This is a genomic window from Salmonella sp. 741265116_PST (assembly GCF_046567715.1).
Classification (GTDB): domain Bacteria; phylum Pseudomonadota; class Gammaproteobacteria; order Enterobacterales; family Enterobacteriaceae; genus Salmonella; species Salmonella enterica.
Map to the genome: position 1 here is coordinate 1 of NZ_JBKFPH010000050.1, position 12,330 is coordinate 12,330.

At 45.7% G+C, this 12,330-nt stretch carries 13 protein-coding genes and 5 pseudogenes; 5 read left to right on the forward strand and 13 right to left on the reverse strand.

The features are described 5' to 3' along the window. Positions 1–52: 52 nt before the first annotated feature. The 4 genes and pseudogenes from ACLD11_RS20980 to ACLD11_RS20995 form a co-directional block, all read right to left on the reverse strand. A pseudogene (locus tag ACLD11_RS20980) lies at positions 53–225 on the reverse strand (PhoPQ-activated protein PqaA family protein); the annotation flags it as partial. 148 nt (positions 226–373) lie between these two features. Further along, positions 374–487 (reverse strand): annotated as a pseudogene (locus ACLD11_RS20985) (PhoPQ-activated protein PqaA family protein); the annotation flags it as partial. Further along, positions 480–1,724, reverse strand: coding sequence for an MFS transporter (locus ACLD11_RS20990; RefSeq protein ID WP_411015329.1), 1,245 nt, complete (start codon positions 1,722–1,724; stop codon positions 480–482). The gene ACLD11_RS20990 and the pseudogene ACLD11_RS20985, both read right to left, overlap by 8 nt. Beyond that, positions 1,714–3,222 (reverse strand): FAD-dependent oxidoreductase, encoded by a 1,509-nt coding sequence (locus tag ACLD11_RS20995; protein ID WP_411015330.1) that lies wholly within the window; start codon positions 3,220–3,222, stop codon positions 1,714–1,716. Before ACLD11_RS20995 ends, ACLD11_RS20990 begins: the two co-directional genes overlap by 11 nt. A gap of 44 nt (positions 3,223–3,266) precedes the next feature. On the opposite strand from ACLD11_RS20995, the gene ACLD11_RS21000 reads away from it, so the two are divergent. Together ACLD11_RS21000 and ACLD11_RS21005 are read left to right on the forward strand one after the other, a co-directional pair. Next, complete coding sequence (locus ACLD11_RS21000; protein WP_080104529.1) at positions 3,267–3,755, forward strand: MarR family winged helix-turn-helix transcriptional regulator; 489 nt, start codon at positions 3,267–3,269, stop codon at positions 3,753–3,755. Positions 3,756–3,947: 192 nt separating this feature from the next. Next, entirely contained in the window at positions 3,948–5,027 is a 1,080-nt protein-coding gene (locus ACLD11_RS21005) for an S-adenosylmethionine:tRNA ribosyltransferase-isomerase (protein ID WP_411015331.1), read from the forward strand. A 51-nt stretch (positions 5,028–5,078) separates the two neighbouring features. Here the strand turns inward: ACLD11_RS21005 and ACLD11_RS21010 are convergent, their stop codons facing one another. The 3 genes and pseudogenes from ACLD11_RS21010 to ACLD11_RS21020 all read right to left on the reverse strand — a co-directional run bounded on the left by ACLD11_RS21010 (position 5,079) and on the right by ACLD11_RS21020 (position 6,160). Beyond that, on the reverse strand, positions 5,079–5,468 hold the full coding sequence (locus ACLD11_RS21010) for a RidA family protein (protein ID WP_023195707.1): 390 nt from the start codon (positions 5,466–5,468) through the stop codon (positions 5,079–5,081). A 170-nt stretch (positions 5,469–5,638) separates the two neighbouring features. Further along, positions 5,639–5,922: pseudogene (locus tag ACLD11_RS21015) on the reverse strand (type II toxin-antitoxin system RelE family toxin). Next, positions 5,912–6,160 carry a type II toxin-antitoxin system Phd/YefM family antitoxin gene (locus ACLD11_RS21020; protein WP_000885424.1) on the reverse strand — a complete coding sequence of 83 codons (249 nt, stop codon included), beginning with the start codon at positions 6,158–6,160 and terminating at the stop codon, positions 5,912–5,914. The pseudogene ACLD11_RS21015 and the gene ACLD11_RS21020 overlap by 11 nt, the downstream one beginning before the upstream one ends. A gap of 299 nt (positions 6,161–6,459) precedes the next feature. Between ACLD11_RS21020 and ACLD11_RS21025 the strand changes: the two are divergent. Next, positions 6,460–6,654: pseudogene (locus ACLD11_RS21025) on the forward strand (STM2901 family protein); the annotation flags it as partial. A gap of 22 nt (positions 6,655–6,676) precedes the next feature. After that, positions 6,677–7,009: a DUF1493 family protein gene (locus ACLD11_RS21030; RefSeq protein ID WP_183060322.1), complete on the forward strand. Its 333-nt coding sequence runs from the start codon at positions 6,677–6,679 to the stop codon at positions 7,007–7,009. A 159-nt stretch (positions 7,010–7,168) separates the two neighbouring features. Here ACLD11_RS21030 and ACLD11_RS21035 read toward each other — a convergent pair whose 3' ends face one another. The 4 genes from ACLD11_RS21035 to ACLD11_RS21050 all read right to left on the reverse strand — a co-directional run bounded on the left by ACLD11_RS21035 (position 7,169) and on the right by ACLD11_RS21050 (position 10,809). Further along, complete coding sequence (locus tag ACLD11_RS21035; RefSeq protein WP_411012476.1) at positions 7,169–7,687, reverse strand: phosphoribosyltransferase; 519 nt, start codon at positions 7,685–7,687, stop codon at positions 7,169–7,171. Between the two features lie 107 nt (positions 7,688–7,794). Then, positions 7,795–8,910, reverse strand: a complete 1,116-nt coding sequence (locus tag ACLD11_RS21040; RefSeq protein ID WP_023202461.1) for a gluconeogenesis factor YvcK family protein — start codon at positions 8,908–8,910, stop codon at positions 7,795–7,797. Between the two features lies 1 nt (position 8,911). Beyond that, entirely contained in the window at positions 8,912–10,048 is a 1,137-nt protein-coding gene (locus ACLD11_RS21045) for an MFS transporter (RefSeq protein WP_226527758.1), read from the reverse strand. A 41-nt stretch (positions 10,049–10,089) separates the two neighbouring features. Beyond that, positions 10,090–10,809, reverse strand: a complete 720-nt coding sequence (locus ACLD11_RS21050) for a hypothetical protein (protein WP_108638230.1) — start codon at positions 10,807–10,809, stop codon at positions 10,090–10,092. Between the two features lie 99 nt (positions 10,810–10,908). Between ACLD11_RS21050 and ACLD11_RS21055 the strand changes: the two genes are divergently transcribed. After that, positions 10,909–11,679 carry a DeoR/GlpR family DNA-binding transcription regulator gene (locus ACLD11_RS21055; RefSeq protein ID WP_023202465.1) on the forward strand — a complete coding sequence of 257 codons (771 nt, stop codon included), beginning with the start codon at positions 10,909–10,911 and terminating at the stop codon, positions 11,677–11,679. A 96-nt stretch (positions 11,680–11,775) separates the two neighbouring features. Here the strand turns inward: ACLD11_RS21055 and ACLD11_RS21060 are convergent. Then, positions 11,776–12,054: pseudogene (locus ACLD11_RS21060) on the reverse strand (ISNCY family transposase); the annotation flags it as partial. Between the two features lie 41 nt (positions 12,055–12,095). Next, positions 12,096–12,330 (reverse strand): transposase domain-containing protein (locus ACLD11_RS21065; protein WP_411015332.1); only part of this gene is annotated, 235 nt, incomplete at its 5' end.

Here is a 12,330-nt window from a genome sequence, read left to right on the forward strand (position 1 = left end):
TATGCTCCTGGGGACTCACTCCCTTGCCGCCTTTAAGCAACTCGAATTATTTTGGGTATATACGTAATGATTTTACGCCAGGAAGTTTGCTATAATAAAAGCGAGTGTTATCTGGTACAAAAAATCATCGTCACTTGCATTGATAATATATTTCGGTATTGCAAGGCGGGGCTGATAAATAGTGTTGAGATACCTTAAAGGAACTATTATTTTTCTTGGCTGGCTAAGAGCCTATCCCACCAGGCGTTATTGGCGCAGTCAGTTTGGACACGGACAGCGCGTAAAAACCGGAGCGTACACGTAGTACGTGAGGATTTTGAGCACTGCCCAGGTCCAGAATGGCAAGTAAAATAGCCCTAATGGGATAGGCCCTAAATGTAGGGGATTTTATTTTCTCATCTATGCCTTGCTGGTAGTAGGGGTAGAATGTAATGGGCCAATTTCCACCGTATGATTGATAAATATCCTCAAGTGAAGCATCAATATTCTGTTTCTGGTTTCGCTATTAGCGGTGAACTTTTTGAAAGGTAAATCATTGTCGTCACCAGACCAATAATGGCGACAGAGATAGCTATACCGATCCAGATGCCATACAGGGCATACCCCAGGACAAATCCGCCCAATACGGGGGATATAAAATCAGCGATTGCGATTAATGCCTGTGCCGTTCCGATGACGATACCTTGTCGGGCAGGCGATACATGGACGGACAAGGCGGCAAGATAAGTGGGTTTGGCTAGCGCATCAGCGATGCTAATACAAACGATAGCAAAAATAAGCACTGGTATGGTCGTGGCGATACCCGCAGTGAGAAATCCAGTACAAAGAAGGGCGAAGATTAGGATAATTAGCTTTCGCTCCGAAAAATATTGGCTCACCCAACCTAACAGAAATAGCTGAACGAAAATATTAATGACCCCGTCCGCCATTAACAGGTAGCTTAACGCTTTTGGCCCAAAGGGAAGCCCATTCCAGATGAAGGTATCAGAAAGAAAAACAGGTAATTGTGAAGAGTACATACCATAGGCGAAGAAATGACAAAGCATTACGATAATTAAGACGCGAAGGACTGGCATCTTTAAAATAGCGCGGGCAGAGAACGCTGCTATTTTATCTGTGGGACGTGATGTTGTGGAAGGGGCTTTTAACCCCCAAATCGCGACCAGGGCAGAGCCAAGGACAAGTATAAAGGCAGCGTAGATCGGCGCGCTCAGACTGATACGCGATAGCCACCCTGAAACGCCTGCCCCGACAATACCGCCTAAACCAATGCAGCCTGTGAGGATACCGATTGCCTGACGCCGATTTCTGACGTGCGTACAATCGGCAATATAGGCTGCGGCGGCTGACAAATTCCCGGCGCTAATGCCAAAAAGCGTGCGGGCGAGCAGGATAAACAGGATACATTGCGCGTTGGCAAGTAATAGTAAACTTATCGCCGCAATAGCCAGCGTGACAATCAGTATTCGCTTGCGGCCAACGCGATCGGAAAGGTGGCCAATCAGGGGCGCTGCACAAAATTGGCTAAAAGCCTCAGTGGCGATGATGATTCCAATGATAAGCGGCGAACCGCCCATCTCGCGGATATAAAAAGGCAGTACCGACATCACAGCCGCTGTACTGGCGGCGTAAAGGCCGACAAGCAGGAAAACAGGCAAAATACGCCGCTTGTTGAGCGGGGTGATAGTTTCGCTGTCGGTGTTCTCATAGACATTAGTATTCATCTTTAATCCCTATGGCAAAACGAGAGAGATAATTTTCAATATCGTTGCTCTGTTTGCCGTGAAAGAATGCGCCGACATAGCCATCGGGTCGGATCAGCACGCATTGACCCGGCGCCAGATGATAGGACTCCCGGAAGTGCCCCAGGGTATCGATGAGCTCGTCCTGCTCGCCAATGTGATGAATACGCAGTCCTCGCCGCGCATCGATGACCTTACCGTGGGTTTCGTAGGCCAACAGATTCCAGTCCGGACCTTGTAGTAACTGAAATAATCGTAATGATTGGCCGCTGGCGCCCAAAAGCGGAGCATCCGGAGCTCTTTCTCCCGCTTGTAACCCATGCTGACGTTCGGGCAACGTGTGGGCTAAGGGGGAGTCGGTATACTGGATGTCAAGTTGTTGAACGTCGCGTTCTCGTTTGATGCCACCCTGTTTTTGAGAGTCAAGTAATCGGGTAGAAAGGTGGAGCAGTGATTCGGCTACCGGGCGGCGTTCCTGTTCATAGCTATCGAGAAGCTCTTCTCCTGCGCCCCGCAGCGAGGCTGCCATTTTCCATCCCAGGTTATAGGCATCCTGGATACTGGTATTTAAACCTTGCCCACCCGTCGGCGGATGCACATGAGCGGCATCACCGGCTAAAAATACCTTACCCACCCGGTAATGTCCCGCTATGCGCGCATTCATCTGGTACTTCGATACCCAGGGAATCGAATGGATGCGAACATCCGTCCGCCCGATTCGCTCAGTAAGAAAAGCCGTGAGCACGTCGGCTGAGAAATTCTGCGAGTCGTCCGGGGCCAACAACGCCTGGATTTGAAAGAGCTGCGTGCCGGCGAGAGGGCAAATCGTTATCATCCGCGCCATATCGCCATCGTTAAAATGGTGCCATACATCCCGGCTCAGACCGGAAAGTGAAGCGTCAGCCACAAGCGCATGGATTCCCAACGTACGACCGGGGAAGCTAACGCCTAATTTCTTTCTGACAAAGCTTCCGCCGCCATCCGCGCCTATCAAATAATGAGCGATGATGACCTCTTCTCCAGCCGGCCCGGCAACATACGCGGTGACCGTGCGTGGGGTTTGCGCAAAATGTCGTAACTCGCAGCCGAACTCCACCCGATGTCCCCACGCTTTTAATTGCTCCCGCATAATCGTTTCTGTCACGTTCTGTGGAACCATCAATGGCAGATGGTAGGGTTCGGCGTGGGTCGGTTTTGTATGATGCGCAATATCTGAATCTACATAGCTTCCGTCGTGACGGTAGGTTCGTAATCGGGGATAGAGCCCGCCGGCGGCGACCACTTTATTGAGTATTCCAAGATCTTCGAAGATTTCTTGCGTTCGCGGCTGAATACCTTTACCGCGGGAGCCGATAAAAGGCGTCGTTCTTTTCTCAATCAGGCGAAATGAGATCCCGTGACGCGCCAGTTCGATGGCTAAAGTAAGCCCGGTAACGCCAGCGCCGCAGATCAGTACATCTGTAGTGGTGTATCTTGTCATCGTCTCTCCGATATGTGTATTATGCACACAAGAGGAGACATGCTATGTCAGAAAATAAAAATGTGCAAGATACACATATTTCCGAGCAAATGAAGGCGCTTCACGGTGCGTTGATTCGCGTGGTGAGCGCGCTTAACCGGCCTCGTAATGATGAGAAATTAATTGCAGAGGCGGGGATTCAACTCGATCGTGCGCTATTTTCGATCCTTATTAGTATCGAACGTTTAGGGCCGATTGGCGTTGTTGAGTTAGCCGAACGTGCTGGTCGTGATTATACGACGGTAAGCCGACAGGTCGCCAAACTGGAGAAGCTGGGGTTGATAATACGGCAGCATAATGCCATCGATCGTCGTATACGCGAGGCCGTTATTTCCCGGACAGGAAAGGCGATGACGGAGCGTATAGACGCTGCGCGAGAGCAAATGGGCAAAGTTGTTTTTAAAGACTGGCCTCAGGATGAACTTGATATCTTTGTTCGGTTAATGCAAAAGTTTGCCGATGCAATGGATAGCGATGCTTCAATGCCGGAATAAGCAAAAGAAAAGGGCGGTCAAATCCGATCGTCCAGCTTAATCTCGATATCTGACATTGATTAAATAGCCAGCAAAGTAAATATAACAACAACATTTATCGAGTTAATTTTTATCCTTTGAAAGCCCAACGTATACTGCAGAATACGGCTATATAACAATCGCCGTATCAATGGTTTTTCAAAGGGTAAATATATGCTTACCGAAAAATATGATTTTCGCATTACCGATCAGATGACTATCCCACTCAGACCTCATTGGATAGCCAATGATTCATTCAGGGAAAAGTGTAAGATGCTTGTCCTCAACCGGAGTAAAGGGGAAATTCATAAGGTAGACTTTAGTAAAGTAACAGATTATATCAACGAAGGTGATGTAATCTGTTTTAACGACAGTGCTATAATAAACTATATGTTTATCTGTAAAACAAGGCAGAATAAATTAATTAAAATTGTTTTAGAGGGGTTTTTACCAAATAATAGAGTAATTATTTCCGGACTTTTAAAAGAAAGGTTTAATGCGAATGATGTTTTTTATTTGGTTGATAATCCTGGTATTTCTATTGAGGTAGAGCAAAAGTTTAGCGAAGAACGTCAGTACCGGGCCGTCGTAGAAAATTATGAGGCCTTAATTTGCTATTTAGCCAGTCATGGTGAGCGTCTTGATGAGTATGTGGATTCCAGCTTGTTTTATAAATATCCAGATGCTTATCGTTCCGTTTTTTCTAAAAAGTATGGCTCTTTGGAAATACCCTCTGCCGGCATTCATTTTACCTGGGATCTTATCCAAAAAATCAAAGATAAAGGTGGGTTAATATCTTTTGTTACTTTACATGTTGCATCAACAGAAATGTTGTCCAACAGAAAAATACAAACAAAATGTGTAGAGGATGTGACTATCAACGAAGAATACTACGAGGTTCCACAAGCAACAGCGGATATCATTAATACTGCGAAGCAAAATGGCGGACGCATTTTTGCCATAGGAACTACCGTTACACGATGCCTGGAATCTGCGTATTCGAGGGAGCACAATTGCCTCAAAGCAAGTTCTGGCTGGACTGCGCTTTATATACATCCAGGCTATCAACTGAAAGTGGTTGACTGCCTGCTAACGAACTTACATCAGCCAAAGACGACGCATATGGTGTTAACCGGTCAGTTTGCTGGGGTTGATCTACTTATGAAGGCCTATGCCTCAGAAGATATCCAGTCATGTCAGTTCGATATGTTTGGTGATTGCATGTTAATCATGCAGGATGAAGGGCAGGGATGAATAAAATAAAACCGGTACATATAATGCTACCGGTTTTACCGAGAATAAGCATCAGGGGATGCGGGCAATAACCTTTATTTCGAAATCAAAGCCGGCCAGCCAGTTAACGCCAACAGCGGTCCAGTTAGGATAAGGGGGATGGGCAAATATCTCCTGTTTCACCGCCATAACGTCGTTAAGTTGTTGCTCTGGATCGGTATGGAATGTGGTGACATCCACTATGTCATCGAATGTGCATCCTGCTGCAGTCAGCGTTGCTTTCAGGTTTTCAAAAGCAAGCCTCACTTGTTTTTGAAAATCAGGCTCCGGCGTGCCGTCTGTGTGACTGCCTACCTGGCCTGAAACAAACAGTAAATCACCAGAACGGATGGCTGCGGAATACCCATGTTCCTCATACAGAGAATGGCGATCGGCAGGAAAAACCGCGATACGTTGCGTCATAATGTTATCCTCAGATAGCGTAAACACTCCGGGCTGGAATAAAATGAATGTCACATACACAACGTAGGCCATAGTTTCATATACGTGACATATGTCAAGGTGCAGTCACATAAAAGAACTGGGCCTGTTTGTCGTATCGCTTGACGGGAAAGAGAGCATTTCCAGAGTGATTAGCTTCTGTGTCGTGTCATTTTGTAGACGGCATCATTTTCTCGCTTTCCAACACCAATGACAGTTACCGTGATAATTTCATCTTCGACGCTGTACACCAGTCTGTATCCTGCACCACGCAGCTTAATTTTGTACTGATCCTTTCTTCCATGCAATTGAGAAGCCGGAACCCGAGGGTTTTCAAGCCGTTCCCGTAACTTTTTTTAAACTGTTCCTGTATAGTATGTCCCAGCTTTTTCCACTCTTTTAGTGCAGATTCGTTAAATGCCAGCTTATAAGTCATCAATGTTGACCTCAATGACGCGTTCATTCGCACGCTCATCGATAATACGACCGAGTTCTTCATCCTCAAGAATATCCATAAGATGAGCATAAAGTGCCGGAGGAACACAGTAGAAAGCCGGTTCATTACGGTTAAGAATGGCAACTGGAGCGCCATCTCCGGCATTGAAAGTTCCCATTGGATCACGTTTCAGTTCTGTAATGCTTGCTGCAGTAGTCGTTAAAATTTGAAATGCCATAATTTACCTCCTGGTTGATGACTAAATATAGCACCTTTAATAGTACTAATAAAAGCATCCTTCACGAAGGGGATTCAGCTCCAGCCCGGTCAGTGATGCGGGCAGCTGACGGTTTTTTCAAGGCTAAGCTCTGATGTCCAGAACCTAACTGCTTGTATCGATTACCAGGAACGTTAACAGCGTGCGCACCAGCTTGCCATTGTCTAATTCAAGCACACGACGAACAAATGTGTTAAAACAATCCTATAAAGTGGTTGCATTGCCAATGCATAAAGTTAATTTAATCAGGAAATTAGAGTATGGATACAGTTGAAGAGCTTAATAGCACTTATTTTTATGCCGGACGTTCAAATCTGACTGCTAGTCAGTTGCTGTTTATGATTTTCTGCGAAAACACTGCCAATCAGTTGGGTGTTCAGGATTTTGGAGCGATAGTGTCTATTGTGGCTGGATTGAATGTTTTGCCTACGCGGACAAAACCGCGTGGTGCTGTATTGCCAGAGGAAGCGATAAAATATGGTAAGTGATACTCTTGAACAGCGGATTTATGAACTGGTAAGAAGCCATGATGGAATTTACCTTTTTAAGAAAAAAGAACTGACACCGTCAACAGATTTGGATTCAGATCTACGGTTGGAAGATGATGAAGCACTGGCATTGATGGATGATTTTTTTACGACATTCAATGTAGATAAAGGGAGTTTCTCGATCACAACATACTATCCGCCAGAACCACCGCTAAAGCATTTGCTTAATCCGTTTCGCAAAAACGATATTCCTCAGGCGCCGGAGTTCACGATAGGTATGCTCATTGCGTCTGCCAGGACTGGTCGCTGGTTGTATGACTGATTCACGCTGGGGGACTGCTTTTCGCCCTCTGCTATTCTGTCAAGGCTAAGTTCAGATGTCCGCCTGCCAGCAAAGTTGAAATGTCCACTTCTTACTGAAATGGACATTTGTAGTTCAGGCCCACATATCTGTAAGTGAGAGTACGAACAATATCTCCCCTTACCTTATGAGTCGGGAGATATTTGGACGGTTTCGATATTTATTATCCCAAGGCATACCGTAACCAATAAGAAGATCATCATTCTCCATTTCATAAGCGTAGTACTGTTTTACTGGAATATCTATTCTACCAGGCTTTACAAATAGAACAGCAACAGATAAAGATGCTGGCTTGTAATTATCTAAGATATGCTCAACAAGTCGTTTCATTGTGCCACCGGATTCAATCGCATCATCAATGAGAATAACATGACGGTGAGCAATATTAATATTCTGATGATAGACAATCGTGGAGATATTATTGCGATCGCCTGGGGTATGAGGACACGATATATAGTCCATATTAATATCAAAACTCAACTGTCTTGTCAGATCCGCTGTGTAGAGCATCCCTCCGGGTACAACTGTAATGACCACGGCATCAGAATAATCCTGATTTAATTTCCGGGCTACACTGCTGACTCCAGCAGCGATATTCTGTTCATCTATAATAACATCACCAATACAATAATTATTCATTTGGACTCCACTTAAATTCTTATTTGAGTAAAGAACATGGTTATTCTTTTTGTGAAACGTATCTATCACCTATTACAAGCCTGATAAGAGAATAACCACCCATCAGATTAATTCCTGGCTAAAGAGAGTAATCTGCTTGCAAGTATTTCACCATCATGTTTACCTCGTACCCAGACATCTTCAAACTCATCAAGCACGCTGCTGTACCGGGGGGAATCGATAATCTCATCACCAAGATAGGCGAATTCGCCCACGTATTTTTCAATGGAAAGAAATCGCTGATTGCCCAGAACGACCAATCCCGGCAATGGAATGGAAGCATCAGCATCGTGCCAGTACTGGATAAAGCGATCAGTAATATCCTGCAAACCCAGACTTCGAGTCTCACAACATTGGAGGATATTGCCAACTAATGCAACCGGACACCCGGCTTGCGCGATGGCGCTTGTCATCCCTGTAACCTGGAGGTGTGGCAGGATACTGGTATAAAAGCTGCCAGGGCCAAAGATAACAAGGTCGGCATTTTTGATTGCTTCCAGCACGGCGGTGTTGGCCTGAGCATGACTCCCGGTGGAGGTCTTTAATGAGACCGAGCTGATACCTTTTTCCGACTGTTGCCTGGAAAGATGGGTGATTTTATCCTGAGGAGAAATCTGCTGACCGTCACTTAATTGTGCAGAAAGGAGCAGGTTATTATCGAGAGAAGAAGGCCAGACTTCGCCCGTAATACCACATAGTTTTCTGAAAACAAAAATAGCAGTATTCATATCCTGATTATGAGCAAGATAAGCACCTGTAAGGATAAAATTGCCGATACTTCCGTTTCGATAATCAAACGTGATTCCGGCTTTGTCTGCAAATATCTTCAGGTAATTAACGATAGCTCCTCTCAGCCCCGGGTCCAGACGACCAAGCAATGGATGCTGTCCTTCAACATAGGCCCGAAACTCTCTCGATGCCTCCTTGCTATCTTGTTCTGAGGATAAGCGGGTGTTGCAAATTCGCACTATGTCGCCAGAGCAGCCTTCGCCATAGGCCATTGTCATTAATGCCTGTCGGATGTCTCCGACGGACAAAATATCAATGCTTTCCCGGATTGAGCGCGAACTTCCACCGCTATCCCATGCCGGAACAATACGCGTCAGTGAGATCGAACGTTGGCAAAGTGCAATATTCAAAGAGCGGCAAGCGCTACCGCCAGAGAATAAAACGACATGTTTCATTTCAGAATTCCTGATGTAATTTTATTGTTCTGTTTAATGCAACGCTGAGCATTAATACGATAAGCATGAGCGCGGCAACAAAAATAAAGGCATGGGGTAAGGAGCTATGGTGTGCAATAAATCCAATCATAGCGGGGCCAGCCAGTACGCCGATATATCCCATTGTCGTCACTGCCGGGACAGCAACCATTTGCGGCATACTTGTCTGTTTACCTATCTGGCTGAACATCACGGGCACAATGTTGGCACAACCTGCACCGATACAGAGATAACCGATTAGCAACGCTATAAGTGAGGTTGAGAAAATGATGAGACAAAAACCGCCGAAAGCCAGAACCGCGCCGCTGACAACTATGTGCAGAGAGCCGAAACGTCTGATTATTGCATCACCACTAAGTCTTCCAACTGTCATTGCAAGAGCAAAGAATGTGAACCCGAGACCGGCCTGTGAGTCCGCTATTTGTCTGACTTCAACCAGATATACAGCGCTCCAGTCAAGAACCGTGCCTTCGGCCAGAAAGACGATAAAACATATTGCACCAAAGAGCAGGACTTCTCCTTTTGGAAATGCAAATGCCGGACCTTCTGCCGGACTGGCATAAGGCAGTAGTCGGCTGAAACACACCATCAAAAGCATAAAAATGATAAGGCTCACAACCAGAGACGATGCCAGAATGTTCAGGCCAAACGTAAGTAACCCAGTCATTAAACCAGCACCGGCAATCCCTCCAACACTGTACATTCCATGGAAACCAGACATGAGTGGAGTACCTGCATTTTTCTCTACCAGTATTGCCTGAATATTCATGGCGCAATCGGTAAGGCCAACGCCAATACCAAAAATCAGCAATAAAAAGCCAAGTGTTACGGGGCTATTGGCTAATGTTAAAAACGGCATAGATAATATAATAATCATCACCGCATAGCCGATAATTTTCCTGCAACCATAGCGGGATGAAAGTGGTCCGGCTAATGGCATTGATATAATAGCACCGCCCCCCAGGCAAAGAAGTAATATACCCAGAAGAGCTTCATTAGCACCGGTATTCAGTTTGGCAAAAGGAACCATTACCGCCCAGGCAGATGTTGCCAGCCCTGCGATGAAAAAAACAGACCGCGTTGCTATTCTTTCGTTCATTCTGATTCTCATTATAAAAAAGAGTAATGACTAGTTAATATTCAGGCAGCAGTGAGTACATTCATCACTTCGTTGTGTAATTCCCGTGAACCGCTGGCAATCAGCATATTACCGGAACCATCACAATATTCTCTTAAAATACTGAAAACTCCGCCTGCGTTTTCAATCAGATGTATAAATGGCATAAACTCCTGAACGGCTGAAGGATTAATTATGCAGGCATCGATATATCCCGCTGCCAGCATCCCCATAGCATAAAAAGGGTCGCCTTTACGTGTAAGCAGAGCTTGCTGTCTTATTTTCCCGGTGGAAGAATCCTGTACTGAAAAGTCTGTGCTGATATGTATTACGGCCTGATGTAACCGTGTGTTCCGCCTGGTTGCCAAATCGTATTCACCAAATGGGCCAAAAGCCCGGGACCGAATGCCATCAGACCAGAAGCGTTCCCGGGTAAAGGGGTTAGTTAACATACACATACCGTTCTTTTCATTCTCGGTGAAACCGATAAAGATACCGCTGACAGGGATATCGTCAATGTGGCTGTGGAATTGTCTGATTGTCCATGCTGATTTTTTGGTTTCAGAAGGAGCGGTATCCGTATTGACGCTATGATGTGGAAATAAACCCAGTATTTCCTCTTTGATTTCACCGAGCAGGTCCTGTGTATGACAAAGGGGAGTAGTTATTTGCGGATTCAACAAGCGATATTCAGCTAGAGACGCAAGTTGATGAAAATACTTGATATCAGGGGTAGTTTGCATTGTTTAAGCCTTATTACCAGCCATCAGAAGTTGACAGATGCATTCAGAATGCACGATCATGCTTCTTATTGCTCGTTATCATGGTTCAAGGAGTTACTAGTGCTCGATTATGCAGCTTTCCCGGATCAACGACAAGCCCTAATTCGCCAGGTTCTCCTGGAGAAAGGAAGGGTTGTTTGCGCGGAGCTTTCTGTCCAGCTTGGTGTGTCAGAACACACAATTCGTCGTGATTTACATGAACTTAGTAAATCAGGCATCTGTAAAAAGGTGTATGGTGGCGCTGTTGCTGCGATGCCAGAAGCAGGTAATTATGCAGAACGAAAGACTAAAAAAACCGATACAAAAAGCACGATCGCGCATAAATGCGCGCAACTAGTCAAACCAAACAGCTGTGTATATATCGACTCAGGTACAACAAATCTTGCAATGGCAGAGGCACTTCCGAACACTACAGTATTCACGGTAGTCACTAACTCCCCTGAGATAGCCATAACACTGCTAAAAAAACCATTGTGCGAGGTAATTATGCTGGGCGGCGGCGTACAGCGTACTTCCGGGGGGTGTGTTGGTGCTCCTGCCCTTGAACAAATTAAAGGGATTATCTTCGATCAGGGCTTTATTGGTGGTTGCGCAATGGCACCAGAGTTGGGGTTGACCGGGTTTGATTATGCAGATTGTGAGTTTAAAAAAGCCGTAATCCGGCAGTGTAGTGAAATTATCGTAGGTTTAACCTCAGATAAAATTCCGGCGGTCGCACGCTATGTTGTTGCTGACAGCAGCCAGATTGATGTTCTTGTGATAGAACAAAGTGTAAGTAAACAATACGCTGACGTATTCCGGGAGTGTGATATCCAAATATACCCGGTATAGGCCTCGTTAAGTAAATTGTTAAGCAGTCGGAAAAATATCAAATTTTTCGCATGACTCCGATTGCTATCATCAAAAAAACTATAAGTATGATCATAATTATTTTCGTTTTCCAAATATCTCCTCAGAACGTGATTGCAGTGTATTCAAGGCTTCCAACATATCGTCACCGTTGAGTGAGCGCTGAGATTTCTTACCTGTTGGTTTTCTGCGCCGTCGTGAAGGGCCATCACCCGCAGGGATGGCCTGAGAGCGGTTATTGTCACGTTTGTCCTGAACCAGTTTGATAAAATCGAGTGTACGTCCGAGGCGCTTGTTGTCCACGATAGCGCCCTGGTCAATTTCCTGAAGACGATCATAAATGGAGTAGGGAAGGATGACTGTAAGCGTACAGCGAGAACCGTATTGACGAGTACAGGCTATTTGGAAGGCAGTGTGACCCGCCACGGCAGCAGTTCACCAACCCGGTTTACCGGCCAGTCAGCAATGACGTCAAGGATATGGCGGAGGTAGCTTTCTGGCTCCACGCCGTTCAGTTTGCACGTTCCTGTCAGGCTGTACAGCAACGCTCCCCGCTCACCACCGTGGTCAGAGCCGAAGAACAGGAAGTTTTTACGCCCCAGACTGACCATCCGCAGCGCATTTTCAGCGATG

Bases quoted from the DNA above. Each gene is read 5' to 3' on its own strand.
- ACLD11_RS20995 (WP_411015330.1), bottom strand. From the start codon at position 3,222: ATGACAAGATACACCACTACAGATGTACTGATCTGCGGCGCTGGCGTT.
- ACLD11_RS21030 (WP_183060322.1), top strand. From the start codon at position 6,677: ATGGTAAGTGATACTCTTGAACAGCGGATTTATGAACTGGTAAGAAGC.
- ACLD11_RS21040 (WP_023202461.1), bottom strand. From the start codon at position 8,910: ATGAAACATGTCGTTTTATTCTCTGGCGGTAGCGCTTGCCGCTCTTTG.
- ACLD11_RS21010 (WP_023195707.1), bottom strand. From the start codon at position 5,468: ATGACGCAACGTATCGCGGTTTTTCCTGCCGATCGCCATTCTCTGTAT.
- ACLD11_RS21020 (WP_000885424.1), bottom strand. From the start codon at position 6,160: ATGGCATTTCAAATTTTAACGACTACTGCAGCAAGCATTACAGAACTG.
- ACLD11_RS21045 (WP_226527758.1), bottom strand. From the start codon at position 10,048: ATGAACGAAAGAATAGCAACGCGGTCTGTTTTTTTCATCGCAGGGCTG.
- ACLD11_RS20990 (WP_411015329.1), bottom strand. From the start codon at position 1,724: ATGAATACTAATGTCTATGAGAACACCGACAGCGAAACTATCACCCCG.
- ACLD11_RS21000 (WP_080104529.1), top strand. From the start codon at position 3,267: ATGTCAGAAAATAAAAATGTGCAAGATACACATATTTCCGAGCAAATG.
- ACLD11_RS21005 (WP_411015331.1), top strand. From the start codon at position 3,948: ATGCTTACCGAAAAATATGATTTTCGCATTACCGATCAGATGACTATC.
- ACLD11_RS21035 (WP_411012476.1), bottom strand. From the start codon at position 7,687: ATGAATAATTATTGTATTGGTGATGTTATTATAGATGAACAGAATATC.
- ACLD11_RS21050 (WP_108638230.1), bottom strand. From the start codon at position 10,809: ATGCAAACTACCCCTGATATCAAGTATTTTCATCAACTTGCGTCTCTA.